This is a genomic window from Leucobacter tardus (assembly GCF_017583045.1).
Lineage (GTDB): Bacteria > Actinomycetota > Actinomycetes > Actinomycetales > Microbacteriaceae > Leucobacter > Leucobacter tardus.
Map to the genome: position 1 here is coordinate 85,823 of NZ_JAGFBF010000002.1, position 16,345 is coordinate 102,167.

Consider the following 16,345-nt stretch of genomic DNA (forward strand, 5'->3'; position numbering starts at 1 on the left):
GAAGGCATGAACACGTCGGACGACGGAGGCAATGGGGCAGTGGTGGAGCAGGACGCACCCGAACGGATCGACCGGGACGACCAGCCCGAGGGGGCGTCCGGGGGCGATCCTCTCGAACGTGTGGTGCAGACGGTGCGGCGTCTCGTCTGGCCCGGAGGGTGCGCGTGGCACGAGGCGCAGACGCACGAGTCGCTCACTCCGTATCTCGTCGAGGAGACGGCCGAGTTCATCGACGCGGTCGAGCGTGCGCAACCGGCCGGAGAAGTGCGCGGGGAGCTCGGCGATGTGCTCTATCAGGTGCTCTTCCACGCGGCGATCGCGGAACGCGACGGCGAGGGATACGACTTGCAGACCGTCGCCGATTCCCTCGATGAGAAACTGCGGGCCCGCCACCCCCACGTCTTCGGCGATCGGGGGCACATGACCGTCGAAGAGTTGAATGCCGAGTGGCAGCAACTCAAGGAGGACGCCGCGGGCGAGCAGCGCGGAAGTCGCGGCGTGCTCGACGGGATCCCCGCCGGGATGCCGTCCCTCGCACGCGCCGCAAAAGTCGTGGAACGTTTGAAGCGCGCCCGCCTCATCAACCCCGCGGAGGCGGTGGGCGTCGATCGGGATCCGCTCTCCGCCGCGCTCGGACCCGACGCCGAACGGATCGCCGAGGTCGGGATCGGTGACGCTCTGCTGAACCTCGTCACTCGCGCGAATGCGGCGGGTGTGGATCCGGACCGGGCGCTCCGGGGAGCGATCGACCGTCTGGCCGCCCGGGTGCTGCACCAGGAGCAGTAGCGCACACCGGGGCACGCGGGCTCGCGGCGACGCCTCCGAGATCCCGCAAACTCACCCTTCGCCCGCTCTCACTCCGCCGAGATCCCGCAAATTCACCCTTCTCGCCGTGTGAAAGCAGTCGAAGTGCGCTCTCGATGAAGAGTCGGGGTGCCCGCCCCGCGCCGCCCCGCCGCTCATGAGAGGATGGAACTCATGGCAAGTCAGGTGAATCCTCCGCGCGGCATGCGCGACTTTCTCCCCGCAGACAAGGCCCGTCGCGAGCACGCGCTCAGCGTGATCCGAGGCGTCTACCGGGCCCACGGTTTCGACGAGATCGAGACTCCCGTCGTGGAGGATTACGATCGCCTGCACGCCGGTCTCGGCGGGGACAACGAGAAGCTGTCGTTCTCCATCCTCAAGCGGGGTATCCGTCCCGAGCAGTTCGCCGCGGCGGCGGAGCAGGGCGACGCCGAGGCGCTCGCCGACCTCGGGTTGCGCTTCGACCTCACGGTCCCGCTGTCGCGCTTCTACGCGACCCATCGTGCAGAGCTGCCCCCCGTGTTTCGGTCGATCCAGATCGCCCCGGTCTGGCGCGCAGAGCGCCCGCAGCGCGGCAGGTACCGGCAGTTCGTCCAAGCGGACATCGACATCATCGGCGAGCCGGGTCTGCTCGCCGAGGTCGAGCTCATCTCGGCGTCGTCGCAGGCGCTCGCCGAGCTGGGACTCGAGGGCTGCGTCATCCGCGTCAACGACCGCCGGATCCTCTTCGGACTGCTCGAGCACTGCGGGTTCGCGGCGGACGACCATGATCGCGCGCTCATCACCATCGACAAGCTCGACAAGATCGGCGCCCCAGGAGTGGTGGCCGAGCTCTCCGAGATCGACGCGGCTGCGGCTGAGCGCGTCGGCGAGGTGCTGCTCGGCGTGGAACCGCGGCTCGCGGGAGACGGCATCGCTTTGCGCCGTGCCGATATCGCGGCCGTGCTGCCGGACGCGGAGGACGGATCCGACCTCGAGCTCGGCATCGGGAACCTTGCGACACTCGGCGATGCGATCGCCGAGGCGCTCCCCGCGGGTGTCGCCGTGAGGTTCGATCCGACGCTCGTCCGCGGCATGGGGTACTACACGGGGACCATCTTCGAGGTCGCCCACCCGGGCTCCGGGAGTTCGGTCGGCGGCGGCGGCCGCTACGACGGCATGATCGGTCGGTTCCTCGGCCAGGACGTGCCGGCGGTCGGGTTCTCGATCGGGTTCGAGCGGATCGTCGATCTCATCGAACTCCCGGACGCCGACGGGGCGGACGCGGTGGTCCTCGTGCACGACGCCGAGGTGCCGCTCGAGACGCTCGGGGCGTTGAAGCGCGAGCTCGTGGCCGGAGGGCATCGGGTGCGGCTCGAGAAGCGCCAGAAGAACATGAAGGCGCTGCTCGCGCGAGTCGCGGCAGAGGGGTGGTCGCGGTTCGCCGCCGTGCGCGCCGACACCGACCCGACGGCCGCGTCGCTCGAGTTCCGCGCATTGGCCGACTGAGGCCGGTGCCCGTCTGAGGCCGGTACCGGTCCGAGTCGGGCGACCGGCCGGAACGGGTTCCCCTCCCGTTCCCTTGACGGACGCGGGGGCCGGAGCGACACTGTTCACAGCGTCGCGCTCCGCGCGGCCGTGAGCGAGGGAGCCGCGCATGAGCACCGAAGTCTTCGTCAACATCGTCACCGACGATCTCGAGCGTTCGCAGGCGTTCTACACGGCGCTCGGGTGCACGATCAATCCGGACTTCACCGACGAGAACGCCGCTTGCGTCGTGTGGACGGAGCAGATCTACTTCATGGTGCTGCGTCGCGACTTCTTCGCCACGTTCACCGAGAAGGCGGTCGCCGATCCGCGGACCACGGCGCAGGCGATCATCGCGCTGTCGCGGGAATCGCGCGACGCGGTCAACTCGACGGTTGACGCCGGGCTCGCGGCTGGAGGCATCGAGCCGCGTGATCCTCAGGACTACGGCTTCATGTTCTCGCGCACGCTCGAGGATCCCGACGGCAACATTCTCGAGTTCCTCTACATGGATCCGGTGGCGTCCGAGCAGGGCCCGGCGGCGTGGGAAGCTCAGCAGGGGTGACGGTAGACTGTGCTGCGGTGGGATCTCCCGCCCGAACCTGAAGCATCGGCCCGACCTTAGGAGTGCATGGTGGCATTTATCGACGCAGTGATCGCCCGCGAGATCCTCGATTCCCGTGGCAACCCGACCGTCGAGGTCGAGGTGGGCCTGAGCGACGACTCGGTCGGTCGTGCGGGGGTGCCGTCCGGTGCGTCCACCGGAGCGTTCGAGGCCTACGAGCTGCGCGACGGCGATCAGGATCGCTACCTCGGCAAGGGTGTCGAGAAGGCGGTCGAGGCGGTCTTCACCGAGCTCGCCCCGGCGGTCGAGGAGCTTCCCGCCGATGATCAGCGGGTCGTCGATGCCATGCTGATCGAAGCCGATGGAACGGCGAACAAGCAGCGCACCGGTGCGAACGCGATCCTCGGTGTGAGCCTTGCGGTGGCCAAGGCGGCTGCGGAGTCCGCCGGTCTGCCCCTGTACCGCTACCTCGGGGGTCCGACCGCGTGCACGCTGCCCGTGCCGCTCATGAACATCATCAACGGCGGCGCGCACGCCGACACCGGCGTCGATATCCAGGAGTTCATGGCCGTCCCGCTCGGCGCCGATTCCTTCGCCGAGGGCCTGCGCTGGGGTGTCGAGGTCTACCACTCGCTGAAGGCGCTCATGAAGGAGCAGGGGCTCTCGACCGCGCTCGGCGACGAGGGCGGTTTCGCCCCTGATCTGCCGAACAACGCGGCGGCGCTCGACCTCATCGTCGAAGCGATCACCCGCGCGGGGTACGAGCCGGGTCGCGATGTCGCGCTCGCGCTCGACGTGGCATCCACCGAGTTCTTCGAGAACGGCGTCTACCGGTTCGAGGGTCAGGATCGCTCGGCCACCGAGATGACCGAGTACTACCGCGATCTCGCGGCCAAGTACCCTCTCGTCTCGATCGAGGATCCGCTCGCCGAGGACGACTGGGAGGGGTGGCAGCAGCTCACCGCTGAGCTCGGCGACCGTGTCCAGCTCGTGGGCGACGACCTGTTCGTGACGAACCCCGAGCGCCTGGCCGACGGCATCGCCAAGGGTGCGGCGAACTCGCTGCTCGTGAAGGTGAACCAGATCGGCACGCTGACCGAGACGCTCGACGCTGTGCAGATGGCGCAGCGCGCGGGGTACACCGCGATCCTGTCGCACCGCTCGGGTGAGACCGAGGACGTCACGATCGCCGATCTCGCGGTCGCCACCGACTGCGGTCAGATCAAGACGGGCGCCCCCGCGCGCAGCGAGCGCGTCGCGAAGTACAACCAGCTGCTCCGCATCGCCGAAGACCTCGGTCCCGCCGCCCGCTACGCGGGTCGCAGCGCGTTCCCGAAGTTCTCCGCGAACGCCTCGCACGACTCCTGACCCCGATGGCGAAGCGCTGGACCGAAGACGTCGGGGCGTGGGCCTCGAGTCTTCGGTTCAGCGGGTTCACGATCCTGATCGTGGCGCTCGTCATCGCCGGCGCGTTGATCCTGAGCCCGACGTTGACCACGTTCGTGCAGCAGCAGCGTGAGATCACGGAGCTCCGCGAGAGCGTGCAGTTGCACCGGGACGCGGTCAACGAGATCGACGCCGAGCGCGAGAAGTGGAAGGACCCGACGTACATCCGATCCCAGGCGCGGGATCGCCTGTTCTACGTGCTGCCGGGTGAGACGCAGTTGAGCGTGATCGACGACGCCGAGATTCCCGAGGACGTCGCCGAAACCACGGAGGCGGAACTCACTCAGATCGACCGCGACTGGGTGAGCAGCCTGGCCGGATCCTTGATCGCGGCGGGAACCACCGACGCCGGCCCCGAAGAACTCACCCGTGCGGGTTTGGGAGACGATCCGCCCGCAGAGCCAGCAGACCCTTCCGAGGAGGAAGCCGAATGACCCGACCCCCCTACGCTGAGCCGACGGCGGAAGACATCGCGACCGTCAGCGAACAGCTCGGACGCGAGGCTCGCGGTGTCGTGGGGATCGCGGCTCGCGACCGGGACGGCGCCCCCGCGGTCGTCGCCACGGCGCCCCGGTTGCCCGACGGGTCGCCGTTCCCGACGTTCTACTACCTGTGCCACCCGGGGGCCGTCGCGGCGGCGTCCCGGCTCGAGGCTGCGGGCGTGATGGCCGAGTTCAACGCCATGCTGGCGGAGGACGACGACCTGCGGGCGCAGTATGCGCGCGCGCACGAGGCGTACATTCGGGATCGCGACGCACTCGACGACGTTCCCGAGATCGCCGGCGTGAGCGCCGGCGGCATGCCGACACGGGTGAAGTGCCTGCACGCCCTCATGGGGCACGCGCTCGCGGCAGGTCCCGGGGTGAATCCGATCGGTGATCTCGCCCTCGAGCGCGGCGACTGGCACGACTACCCGTCGGGTCGGTAACGAATTTTCTGCGGAAATCCGGGTGTTTTCGCCGGATCCGTCATGGAGTGTCGGCGTGCCGATGTAGGCTAAGGAGGTCGGGCAAACCTTGCCCGACATTGGCGCGCCCAAGATTCGACTTGAGTGCGTTCCGGCTGTGTGTTCCAAGGAGACTGCTTCGTGGCGAAGAAGATTCTGATCGTTGGTGGCGGCTATGCGGGCTTCTACACTGCGTGGAAGCTCGAGAAGCTGCTCCGTTCCGGTGAGGCCGAGGTCACGATTGTCGACCCGCTTCCCTACATGGCGTACCTGCCGTTCCTGCCCGAGGTGGCGTCCGGTTCCATCGAGCCGCGTCACGCGCTCGTGGCGCGCCGCAGGCACCTGAAGAGCACCGTGAACATCGCGGGCAAGGTGACGGACATCTCGAACGCGACGCGCACCGTGACCATCGCGCCGAACGATGGTGAGCCGTTCGACTTCCACTACGACCAGTTGGTCATCACGACCGGGTCGGTCTCCCGCACGTTCCCGATCCCCGGCGTCGCCGACAACGCGATCGGCATGAAGACCATCGAAGAAGCGGTCGCGGTGCGCGATCGCATGGTCGCGAATTACGAAGAAGCGGCGTCGCTGCCGAAGGGGTCGCCGGAGCGGGAGCGACTGCTCACGGTGACGGTGGTCGGTGGTGGGTTCGCCGGTATCGAATCGATCGCCGAGCTGCGCTCGTTCGGCACGTCGATACTGCGCAACTACCCGGAGATCGGATTCGACGAGACCAAGTTCCACTTGGTCGAGGCGATGGGGCGCATCATGCCCGAGGTCTCCGAGGGCATGGCCGACTGGGTCGTGAAGGACCAGACCAGGCGCGGCGTGGACATCCACCTGAACACGCAGCTCACCTCCGCCGTCGACGGCAAGATGGAGCTCTCGACCGGTGAGGTCTTCGAATCCGAGCTCATCGTCTGGACGGCGGGCGTCATGCCGCGTCCGTTCCTCCGCGGCACCGATTTGCCGATCGGCCCCCGAGGTCACGTGATCGGCAGCCCGACGCTGCAGGTCAACACCGAGGACGGCGAGGTCGTCGAGGGCGTCTGGACGGCCGGCGACACGTCGCAGACTCCCGACATCTCCTCGACCCCCGGGCCCGGCGGCTTCTGCGTGCCCAACGCGCAGCACGCGGTGCGCCAGGGCCGGTTGCTGGCGAAGAACATCGTCGCAACGCTCCGCGGCGAGGGCGTGCACGAGTACAACCACAAGAACGCGGGTGCCGTCGCCGGTCTGGGCGTCAACAACGGCGTCTTCCAGTCGGGCAACTTCGCGATGAAGGGCTACATGGCCTGGCTCGCGCACCGCATGTACCACGGCCTCGCGATGCCGACGTGGGAGCGTAAGCTGCGCGTGTTCGGCGGTTGGGTCGGCCACTTCTTCCTGGGTCGCGACATCGTGAACATCGAGATGACGCAGCAGCCCCAGGCGATCTTCCAGGAGTTCGCCTCGCGTCCGAAGCCCGCGGAGGAGAAGGTCCAGTAAGACCGTCCGCTTCGTGAGGGGCCCCGCAGCTGGTGCTGCGGGGCCCCTCGAAGTTTTGGATCCCACGTTCACCACCGACGGCAGGAGCGAGGTCTGATGCGCGATCGCGACGCGGTTCCCCCAGACTCGCGGATCCCCGCTCCGGTGCGCGGGTTCTGGGTGGTGGCATCGGCTCAGGCGCGGATCCTCGGGCGCGCGTACTTCGCCGCACAAGCGGTGCTCGGAGCCGCATGGTGGATCGGGGTCGCCGTGTGGTCAGAGGTGGGCCGGGTCACGTTGGGTGCGCTCGATCCGCGATGGGTGGCCGTCCTCGACATTCCCCTCTTCGTCGTCGCCTCGGGCGCGGCAGCGCTGGGCTTCACCTGGCCGCGTCGTGTCGCCGTCGTGTGGACGGTGCTCGTCGCGGCCGCGATGGTCGGGTACGCGACGGCCACGGGCCTTGCCGGCTGGGGTGCGCTCCTCATGATCGCCGCCGCGGTCGGAAGCGTGCTCGCGGCGATGCTCGTCGCGCACGGCAGAGTTCCCGCCGAACGACTGCTCCGCGGTCCGCTGGCGTTCCAGGTCGCCCCCGCTCGCGGACCCGACCAGCAGTTCGTGCGCACACTGCTCCAGCTCACGGGGTTCTGGGTGCTGTTCCTCGCGATCATTCCTGCGGTCCTGGTGTTCGTCGAGATCCGCTGGGGGATCCGGGTCGCGTGGGTGCCCGCGGTGCGGTCGGCTGGAGCGGTGATGCTGGTGCTCGCCAGCGGTCTCGGGCTCTGGGCAGCGCGCACGATGGCGCGACTGGGCGACGGGACGCCGCTGCCGTCGGCCTCGCCCAATCGTCTGGTGATCGCTGGACCGTATCGGTGGGTGCGCAACCCGATGGCGGCCGCGGGCATCGCGCAGGCGATCGGGGTCGGACTGCTCATGAGCTCGTGGACCACCGTCGTCTACGCCGTGTGCGGTGCGCTGTACTGGCACGCTCTCGTGCGACCGCTCGAGGAGGCAGATCTCGAGGTCCGCTTCGGCGAGGCGTTCCGCAGGTATCGGGAGTGCGTCGGGCTCTGGGTGCCGTGGCGCGGCGCGCTTCGGCAGCGCTGCGCCACGCGACGCTGATCAGTCGGTCTCGGGGGCCTCGGTCGGTGCGTGCTTCGACAGGAACCGGTACATGTCGCTGTCGTCGACTCCGGGGAACGAACCGGTCGGCAGGGGGGCGAGTACGTGCGCGTGCATGCGGGCACTCGGCCAGGCTTTTCCTTCCCACCGGGAGAGGAGCTCCTCGCCCGGCGTGCGGCAGCATCGCGGATCCGGGCAGGTGGACGTCGTGCGGATCGGCGTATCGCGACCGCGGAACCAGCGGGCGTCATCGAACCGCACTCCGAAAGCGATGGAGAACGCGCCGTCCTCGGATTCCCCGGTCTGCACGCTCGACCAGTAGGTGCCCGCGGGGGTGTCGGTGTACTGGTAGTACTCCGTCGTCCGGTTCTGGCGGTTGAAGGCGGTACGCCCCGCCCACTTGTGGCACAGGGACTGACCCTCGATGGACCCGGAGTGGTCCGCGGGAAACGGCATCCCATCGTTCTGGTAGCCGCGGTGCAGTGCACCGGCGGAATCCGTGCGATAGAAGTGCGCATGCAGGTCGAGATGCTCGGTGGCGAGGTTGGTGAATCGGTGGGCCGCCGTCTCGTGCGTGACGCCGAAGGCGTCGCGCAGATCCTCGATCGCGATGTTCCGGTTCCGCTTCGCCTGCTGCAAGAACTCGACGGCACGGGCCTCGGGCAGCAGGCACGCAGCCGCGAAGTAGTTGATCTGCAGACGCTGCTCGAGGAACTCGGCGTAACTCGCAGGCCGCTCGTGCGAGAGCACCCGGTGCGCCATCGCCTGCAACGCCAGCGAGCGCAGGCCGTGACCACCGGGGATCGACGCCGGTGGCAGATAGATGCGCCCGTTCTCGAGATCGGTGATGCTCCGGGTGTTCGACGGGAGGTCGTCGGCGAAGATGAGCGTGAACCCGAGCATCTCGGCCATGAGAGCGACTTCGCGGTGCGTCACGGCTCCGGTGGTGTGGCCGACCCGCCGCATCAGGTCGGACGCGATGTGCTCGATCTCTCCGATGTAGTTGTTCCGCTCGAGCATCTGCATACGGATCGCGGTGTTGGCGCGCCGTGCCTCCTCCGGCGTGGCCGCCGCCGCACGCGACCGGCGCGCGAGTTCTCGATGCAGTCCGACGAGCGCCTCGAGCGCTTCATCGCTCAGGGACCGCGGTGACCGGATGCGGGGGAGAGCGAGCCCGGCGTACGCCGGCGACGACTGTGCGCGTTCGAGGTCGAGTTCGAGTTCACTGCGTCGGTCGGGTGCCTCTTCGCGCAGGAGTTCGGTGACGTCGACATCGAATGCGGCGGCAAAATTCTGCAGATGTGACAAGCGGGGTTCGCGCTTGCCGTTCTCGAACAACGAGATCTGACTGGTCCCGACATCGGTGCGCACGCTCAACTCCTCAAGCGTCAGGCCGGAGCGGACGCGAAAATGCCGGAGACGCTTGCCGAGAACCATGCGACGCAGGTCGGTGTCGGAGAGGTTGGACAGCAGATCAGGTGCCATGAACTTGACTATACGTGAAAAAATGGAGAAATTGACACGCGAAATGGCGATCCTGGACGTGGGACGGTCCTCAGAATAGGAGAGAGGCAACTTTCCACGTGAAGGAGATCACCCGATGAGTTCAGCCGCACTGATTGAGATTCCCTCGATCGCGGACCTCGTGACCGAGGATGCGAAGACCGACAACCCCGAAGTCCTGCAGTGGGTGACGGAGATCGCTGAACTCACCGAACCCGACGCAGTGGTCTGGTGCGACGGTTCCCAGGAGGAGTGGACGCGGCTGACCGGCGAGATGGTGGCAACGGGGTCGCTGATCCCGCTCGACATGAACCTCCGGCCTGGAAGCTTCCTGGCACGCTCTCACCCGAGTGACGTCGCTCGAGTCGAGGATCGAACGTTCATCTGCTCCGAGCGCGAAGCAGATGCCGGGCCGACCAACAACTGGAAGGCACCCGCCGAGATGAAGACCGAGCTGGAGCCGCTGTTCCGCGGATCCATGCACGGGCGCACCATGTACGTCGTGCCGTTCTCGATGGGGCCTGTCGGCGGAGCGATCTCGCAGCTCGGCATCGAGATCACGGATTCACCGTACGCCGTGCTCAACATGCGCATCATGACGCGCATGGGCCAGCCGGCCCTCGACGGCATCGTGCCGGGCAGCGAGTGGGTGCGGACCGTCCACTCGGTCGGGGCACCGCTGTCCGCCGGCCAGACCGATTCGGCGTGGCCGTGCAACGATGTGAAGTACATCACCCACTTCCCGGAGACCCTCGAGGTCTGGTCCTACGGCTCCGGCTACGGCGGCAACGCGCTGCTCTCGAAGAAGTGCTTCGCGCTGCGCATCGCGAGCGTCATGGGACGCAACGAAGGCTGGCTCGCCGAGCACATGCTGCTGTTGAAGCTGAGCAACACCGTCTCGGGCGAGTCGTACCACCTCGCGGCCGCGTTCCCGTCCGCCTGCGGCAAGACGAATCTCGCCATGCTGCAGCCCACCATTCCCGGATGGAAGGTGGAGACGATCGGTGACGACATCGCCTGGCTGCGTCCCGGACCGGACGGGCGCCTGTACGCGATCAACCCCGAGGCGGGCTTCTTCGGCGTCGCTCCCGGAACCGGTGAGTCGACGAACCCGACCGCCATGGACACCCTGTGGGGCAACACGATCTTCACGAACGTGGCACTCACCGATGACGGTGACGTGTGGTGGGAGGGGAAGACCGATGAGGTCCCCGAACACTTGATCGATTGGCAGGGCAACGATTGGACCCCGGAGGCGGGAACTCCGGCAGCTCACCCGAATTCGCGTTTCACGGTGCCGATCCAGCAGACCCCGATGCTCGCGCAGGACTGGTACGAGCAGGACGGCGTGCCGATCGATGCGATCCTCTTCGGCGGACGACGCGCCACCAACGTGCCGCTCGTGGCCCAGTCGCTCTCGTGGGAGCACGGCGTGTTCATCGGCGCGACCGTGTCGTCCGAGAAGACCGCCGCGCAGGAGGGCACGGTCGGCGAGTTGCGCCGCGACCCGTTCGCCATGCTGCCGTTCTGCGGCTACAACATGGCCGACTACTGGGGTCACTGGCTCGAGATGGGTGAGCGCCTCGGCGAGGACGCCCCCGAGATCTTCCAGGTCAACTGGTTCCGCAAGGGTGACGACGGCCGGTTCCTATGGCCGGGGTTCGGCGAGAACTCACGCGTCATCGACTGGATCGTTCGCCGCGTCTCCGGTGAGCACCAGGGGCGCGAGACCGCGGTCGGCACCGTGCCGGCTGCGGGCGAGCTGAACCTCGACGGCATCGCCGTTCCCGCCGATGACATGGCTGAACTCTTCGCGATCGACGCCGACTCATGGCTTGCCGAGGCCGACCTCACCGAGGAGTTCTTCGCCCAGTTCGGTGATCGCGTCCCGGCGCAGCTGCGCGAGCAGCTCGGTTCGCTGCGCGAGCGCCTCGGCGCCTGAGCCGCGCCCTGCACAGACTTGCGGGTGGTTGACTCCGCCCGCTTCCAGACGTGGACCCCGTGTTCTGCCCAGCACGGGGTCCACTATTTTCTTGCCGGCGTCCGGAGTCCGGCGTCCGCCGTCCGGCGCCCAGTGCCCGACCACGACCGGGGTTTCGCGCCGCTAGGATTGCAGCGTCGCCCCTATAGCCCAATCGGCAGAGGCAGTCGACTTAAAATCGACTCAGTCTGGGTTCGAATCCCAGTGGGGGCACCGGTCACTTCGAGGGAGTCGTGCCGGAGTCGCCCGACGTGAGGGCGCCGGAGCAGAGGAACGTCGCCACGCCGATGGGGATGAGCAGCGCGATGCCCAAGCGGATACTGCCGGCTTCGGTCAGCGCACCGATGACCGGGCTCGTGGCGAGAAACCCGAGTCGCATCAACCAGCTGAAGAGGGTGACTCCGGCACCCTCCTGCAGTCCCGGAAGTCGGCTGGCCACGGCCAGGGCGCTCGGGACGATCGTGGCTGAACCGAATCCGGCGAGTCCGAGCCCGATCAGCACCTGCGCGGCACTGCCCGGCGTACTGACCACCACGATCCCGCCGATGGCGATCGCGGTTCCGCCCATCCGCGCGATGGCCGCGCGACCGAAGCGCGAGATGAGGGCGTCGCCGGTGAATCGCCCGATGCACTGACTGGCGATCATGACGGTGAACGCGATTCCGGCGGCTTCGATGTCCAGCGACCCGAGTTGCGTTCCGGCGAGGGCGGCCCAGTTGTTCGCGACGTCCTCGACCATCGTGCCGCCCATCGCGACGACGACAAGTGGCACGGCGCCGATGGCGACCGCTCTCCATCGGCTCCGACTCGCCTGGGGGTGCGGGGCATCGGGGGCGACGACCGGCTGATCTGCGCCCCTCCCGAGGATGACTGCTCCCAGACTGACGAGGGCCACGGCGCTGAGGGCCGCCGCGACCAGGTACACGCGCGCATCGACACCGACCGCAGCCGCTGCTGTAGAGGCGACCCCTCCGGCGACGCCGCCGAGACTCCAGAGGGCATGCATCGACGACAGGATGGACCGGCCCGCGGTGTGCTCGATCCGGATTCCGGCGACGTTCTGCGCGACATCGACCACCGCATCGAAGACTCCGGTGAGGAAGAGGCTCGCGGCGAGCACGATCCCTGTGGTGCCCCATGGTGCACTCGCGACCGCAGCTGCCAGCAGAATCGTGCCGATGATCGTCACTCTTATCGGCCCTCGTGTCGCACGCGCAGAACGAGGTGATCGTTCCCGGCGGGACGGTGAATGCGGACGACCTGTCGTTCTCGGGCAGTGAGGCGGTGGACGCCGTCCGTGCAATGAGGTTCGATGTCGCGTTCTTGGGAGCGTGCTCTGCTGATCCGAGCCACGGTCTTTCGGTGGCGACCCGCGCCGATGCGATCGTCAAGCGCGCGGTGATCGCTGCGTCGGCACGGGTGGTCCTGGTCGTGACCGCTGAGAAGCTCACGCGGACATCGGCGCACCGTTTCGGATCGTTCGCCGATGTCGATGTGCTGGTCACGACTGCGGATGCTCCTGCGGCAGTGTTGCACGAGGCCAGAAGTCAGGGGATCAGCGTTGTCACGGCGTCCACGCCGCCCCGATGAGCAGCGGATCAGCGTCGCTTCACGGCGTTCGCCCACACCCAGACGAAACTGGGGGAGTGGCCGGGTTGCAGAACGGCTTTCACGAGGACGGCACGTGGCGTCCATGCCACGACCTCGCCCTGCACCTGCAGAACATCGGAGTACTGGTAGGTGACCGGGATCAGTGCGTCCACCGGCACGGGATCTGCGGCGTCCTGGCGAGAGCCGGTCATTGCGACCACGTCGTCCGGCACGGGGTTCGGGCGAGGGTAGCGCTCGACCCGTTTGATCATGCGATTCGTGTCGACCTCTTGCATGTGGTTGGATCGCTTCGCCATCAGCACCCCCGTTCGAATGTATGTTCGAGTATAGGCGAAGTCATCGACGCGGAAGTTCCGGTGGCGGGTGGGTGGACCGGGCGTCGCCCACCCGACGACACTTGACGTTCGGCGAACGGTCCTCATACAATCATCTCTGCGACATGTGAAATGTCACATGGGCAAACTCAAGGATGAGATAGGAACTCAATCAAGATGAACGAACAGGCGCCCGCGAAACCGCGAGGCATCCGTAAGGTGATGGCGGCCTCTGCCATCGGTCACTTCGTCGAATGGTTCGATTTCGCGGTGTACGCCTACGCGGCTCCGGTCATCGCCGTGCTGTTCTTTCCCGACGTGGACCCCGCAGCGGCGTTGCTGTCGGTCTTCGCGGTGTATGCGGTGGGCTTCGTCGCTCGGCCCATCGGGGCGTTCCTCATCGGGGCGCTCGGGGATCGGTACGGGCGCAAGCGCGTGCTCGCCGGGGTCATCCTCCTGATGGGCATCGCGACGACCTTGATCGGGCTGCTGCCGACGTACGCCACCATCGGCGTGGCGGCACCGATCCTGCTGATCGTGCTCCGCATGCTCCAGGGGCTCTCGGCAGCGGGTGAGACCATCGGATCCTGCTCGTTCATGGCGGAGCACTCGCCCATCCGCACGCGCGGTCGCAACGTGGGGTTCGTCTACACCGCGTCGAACCTTCCCCCGGTTCTCGCCGCCCTGCTGGTGCTGGGTCTCACGGCCGTGATGACACCGGACGCCTATCAGGACTGGGGCTGGCGCGTGCCGTTCCTGCTCGGAGCTCCGCTCGCATTCGTGGGGCTCTACATTCGCACGAAGGTCGATGAGTCGCCGGCCTTCGTCGAGATGCGAGCCACGAAAGAGGTCGAGCGGGCGCCCATCCGCTCGGTGTTCGCCCACCACTGGCGTTCGATGCTCATCGTCTTCTCGATGGCCGCGGTCGCGAGTCTCGGGTACTACTCGCTGACGGGCTACTTCTACTCGTACATGACGGTGACGCTCGGGCTCTCCTCATCGCACGCGCTCATCTCGAACAGCATCGCACTGCTCATCACGTTCGTCGTCGTGCCGATTTCCGCGGCGATCTCGGATCGCATCGGGCGACGGCCGATGCTGATCGCCTCGATCGTGTTCGGTGCGATCGTCTGCGTCCCGGCCTATCTCCTCGTCGGCACCGGGACGCTTGCCGCGGCGATCACGGCCCAGAGCCTGCTCGGTCTCGCCCTCGGACTCGTGTTCGGCCCGGCCGGTCCCGCGTACGTGGAGATGTTCCCGGCACGCGTGCGCTTCACCGGCGCCTCGATCAGCTACAACCTGGCATTCACGATCTTCGGCGGCACGGCCCCGCTGCTCGCGACAGCCCTCATCGCCTGGACCGGCTCGAACATCGCGCCGGCCTGGTACATCGTCGGCGTCACGGTGTCCGCGCTGATCGTGCTGATCATCTTCCTGCCCGAGACCAGTCGTCGCTCCATGCAGCACGTCGAGAACGATGCGGAGGCCGGTGCGCCGCTCCGGGGTGAGCGCGCTTCCGCAGGGTAGGGGAGCGGATCGCGTTCCGGGAGGAGACTCCCGGAACGCGATCCCGAACTCAGAGCACCTTGTTCAGGAATGCCTGCGTGCGCTCGTGCTGCGGCGCATCGAAGATCGCCGCAGGCTCACCGGACTCCACGACCACGCCACCGTCCATGAAGATGACGCGATCGCCGACCTCCCGTGCGAAGCCCATCTCGTGGGTCACGACGACCATCGTCATGCCTTCCTCAGCGAGCGACTTCATCACGGCGAGCACATCCCCGACGAGCTCCGGGTCGAGGGCGCTGGTCGGCTCGTCGAAGAGCAGGATCTTCGGCTCCATCGCGAGCGCTCGCGCGATGGCCACGCGCTGCTGCTGGCCACCCGAGAGCTGGCCTGGGTAGGCGTTCTCCTTCTCTGCGAGCCCGACTTTCTCGAGCAGGGCCCGGCCCCGCTCGCGCGCAGCGCTCTTCGAGATGCGGCGCACCTGAGTGGGGGCGAGCATGACGTTCTCGATGACCGACTTGTGCGGGAACAGGTTGAACTGCTGGAACACCATGCCGATCTCGGTGCGCACATCGTCGATGTTGATGCGTTTGTCGGTGAGGTTGTTGCCATCGATGATCACTTCGCCGCTGGTGATCTTCTCCAGCATGTTGAGGCACCGGAGAAACGTGCTCTTGCCTGATCCGGACGGGCCGATGACGCACACGACCTCGGACTCGGCGATGCTGCAGTCGATGCCGGCGAGCACCTCGTTGTCGCCGAACGACTTGTGCAGGTCTTTCACTTCGATGATCATGCGACTCTCCGCTCCAAGCGCTTCTCGAGCACGTTCAGAATCTTCGACAGGGTCAGGGTGATGACGAGGTAGAACAGTGCGACCGTGGTGTAGATCTCGACGGCGTTGAAGTTGCTCGCCGCGATCATGCGGCCCTGGAAGATCAACTCGGGGACCAGGATGACGGACAGCAGCGACGTGTCCTTGATGCTGATGATGAACTGGTTGCCGAGCGGTGGGATCATGCGTCTGAAGGCCTGCGGCCAGATCACCTGGAGCATGGTCTTGTGGTGGCTCATGCCGAGCGAACGACCCGCTTCCATCTGCCCCTTATCGATGGACTGCACGGCGCCGCGCACGACCTCGGCGATGTACGCGCCGGAATTGAGCGCGATGACGATGATGCCGGCGACGATCGACGGGAGCGTGTAGTTGATGATCAGCGGCAGAGCGAAGTAGATCCAGATCGCCTGAACGAGGACCGGGGTGCCGCGGATCAGTTCGACGTATCCGGTGCAGAGCCAGTAGAGCGGCTTGAAGCGGGTGAGCCTGCCGAGTCCGACGAATGCGCCGATGACGAAGCCGATGCCGATGCCGACGATCGAGACGAGGAGGGTGTAGTACAGGCCGGTGAGGAGGGCGGGAAGGAAGTCGATGACTCCGGCCCAGTTGAAGTTGGCGAGTGCGTGCATGGGGGTGACCTCTCGCGTCGGGGGGGGGGGGGGGGGGGCCCCCCCCCCCCCCCCGGGGTGGGGGGAGTTGTCGTCTGCCCCGGGGGCGGCCGCGGCGAGCCCCCGGG

At 67.2% G+C, this 16,345-nt stretch carries 16 protein-coding genes and 1 tRNA gene; 12 read left to right on the top strand and 5 right to left on the bottom strand.

What is annotated here, in order from left to right:
• The first annotated feature begins 6 nt into the window (after nt 1-6).
• From J4H85_RS05010 to J4H85_RS05045, 8 genes are all read left to right on the top strand, one after another.
• The gene (locus J4H85_RS05010; protein WP_208237500.1) at nt 7-786 is read left to right on the top strand and encodes a MazG nucleotide pyrophosphohydrolase domain-containing protein; all 780 of its coding nucleotides are present in this window, start codon (nt 7-9) and stop codon (nt 784-786) included.
• A gap of 192 nt (nt 787-978) precedes the next feature.
• Complete coding sequence (hisS, locus tag J4H85_RS05015) at nt 979-2,292, top strand: histidine--tRNA ligase (RefSeq protein WP_208237501.1); 1,314 nt, start codon at nt 979-981, stop codon at nt 2,290-2,292.
• Nucleotides 2,293-2,440: 148 nt separating this feature from the next.
• Complete coding sequence (locus J4H85_RS05020) at nt 2,441-2,875, top strand: VOC family protein (protein WP_208237502.1); 435 nt, start codon at nt 2,441-2,443, stop codon at nt 2,873-2,875.
• Between the two features lie 69 nt (nt 2,876-2,944).
• Nucleotides 2,945-4,243 carry a phosphopyruvate hydratase gene (gene eno / locus J4H85_RS05025; protein WP_208237504.1) on the top strand — a complete coding sequence of 433 codons (1,299 nt, stop codon included), beginning with the start codon at nt 2,945-2,947 and terminating at the stop codon, nt 4,241-4,243.
• A gap of 5 nt (nt 4,244-4,248) precedes the next feature.
• Nucleotides 4,249-4,755 (top strand): FtsB family cell division protein, encoded by a 507-nt coding sequence (locus J4H85_RS05030; RefSeq protein ID WP_208237506.1) that lies wholly within the window; start codon nt 4,249-4,251, stop codon nt 4,753-4,755.
• Nucleotides 4,752-5,249: a DUF501 domain-containing protein gene (locus J4H85_RS05035; protein ID WP_208237508.1), complete on the top strand. Its 498-nt coding sequence runs from the start codon at nt 4,752-4,754 to the stop codon at nt 5,247-5,249. The genes J4H85_RS05030 and J4H85_RS05035 overlap by 4 nt, the downstream gene beginning before the upstream one ends.
• 159 nt (nt 5,250-5,408) lie before the next feature.
• Complete coding sequence (locus tag J4H85_RS05040) at nt 5,409-6,758, top strand: NAD(P)/FAD-dependent oxidoreductase (RefSeq protein WP_208237510.1); 1,350 nt, start codon at nt 5,409-5,411, stop codon at nt 6,756-6,758.
• A 96-nt stretch (nt 6,759-6,854) separates the two neighbouring features.
• Complete coding sequence (locus J4H85_RS05045; RefSeq protein ID WP_208237512.1) at nt 6,855-7,856, top strand: methyltransferase family protein; 1,002 nt, start codon at nt 6,855-6,857, stop codon at nt 7,854-7,856.
• Here the strand turns inward: J4H85_RS05045 and J4H85_RS05050 are convergent, their stop codons facing one another.
• Nucleotides 7,857-9,341: a helix-turn-helix transcriptional regulator gene (locus J4H85_RS05050; RefSeq protein WP_208237514.1), complete on the bottom strand. Its 1,485-nt coding sequence runs from the start codon at nt 9,339-9,341 to the stop codon at nt 7,857-7,859.
• A gap of 115 nt (nt 9,342-9,456) precedes the next feature.
• Here J4H85_RS05050 and J4H85_RS05055 point away from each other — a divergent pair, with 115 nt between their 5' ends.
• Both J4H85_RS05055 and J4H85_RS05060 read left to right on the top strand, forming a co-directional pair.
• A complete protein-coding gene (locus tag J4H85_RS05055) occupies nt 9,457-11,301 on the top strand; it encodes a phosphoenolpyruvate carboxykinase (GTP) (protein ID WP_208237517.1) in 1,845 nt (614 codons plus the stop codon).
• 178 nt (nt 11,302-11,479) lie between these two features.
• Nucleotides 11,480-11,553, top strand: a tRNA-Leu gene (locus tag J4H85_RS05060).
• A gap of 4 nt (nt 11,554-11,557) precedes the next feature.
• Here the strand turns inward: J4H85_RS05060 and J4H85_RS05065 are convergent.
• Nucleotides 11,558-12,529 (bottom strand): MFS transporter, encoded by a 972-nt coding sequence (locus tag J4H85_RS05065; protein WP_208237519.1) that lies wholly within the window; start codon nt 12,527-12,529, stop codon nt 11,558-11,560.
• 14 nt (nt 12,530-12,543) lie between these two features.
• Here J4H85_RS05065 and J4H85_RS05070 point away from each other — a divergent pair, with 14 nt between their 5' ends.
• Nucleotides 12,544-12,930 (top strand): DeoR/GlpR family DNA-binding transcription regulator, encoded by a 387-nt coding sequence (locus J4H85_RS05070; protein WP_208237521.1) that lies wholly within the window; start codon nt 12,544-12,546, stop codon nt 12,928-12,930.
• Between the two features lie 8 nt (nt 12,931-12,938).
• Here J4H85_RS05070 and J4H85_RS05075 read toward each other — a convergent pair whose 3' ends face one another.
• Nucleotides 12,939-13,247, bottom strand: coding sequence for a hypothetical protein (locus tag J4H85_RS05075; protein WP_208237523.1), 309 nt, complete (start codon nt 13,245-13,247; stop codon nt 12,939-12,941).
• A 195-nt stretch (nt 13,248-13,442) separates the two neighbouring features.
• Between J4H85_RS05075 and J4H85_RS05080 the strand changes: the two genes are divergently transcribed.
• Nucleotides 13,443-14,792, top strand: coding sequence for an MFS transporter (locus J4H85_RS05080; protein WP_208237525.1), 1,350 nt, complete (start codon nt 13,443-13,445; stop codon nt 14,790-14,792).
• A 49-nt stretch (nt 14,793-14,841) separates the two neighbouring features.
• On the opposite strand, the gene J4H85_RS05085 is transcribed toward J4H85_RS05080, so the two are convergent.
• Nucleotides 14,842-15,567, bottom strand: coding sequence for an amino acid ABC transporter ATP-binding protein (locus J4H85_RS05085; protein WP_243893470.1), 726 nt, complete (start codon nt 15,565-15,567; stop codon nt 14,842-14,844).
• Nucleotides 15,564-16,238: an amino acid ABC transporter permease gene (locus J4H85_RS05090; protein WP_208237527.1), complete on the bottom strand. Its 675-nt coding sequence runs from the start codon at nt 16,236-16,238 to the stop codon at nt 15,564-15,566. The genes J4H85_RS05085 and J4H85_RS05090 overlap by 4 nt, the downstream gene beginning before the upstream one ends.
• Nucleotides 16,239-16,345: the final 107 nt, after the last annotated feature.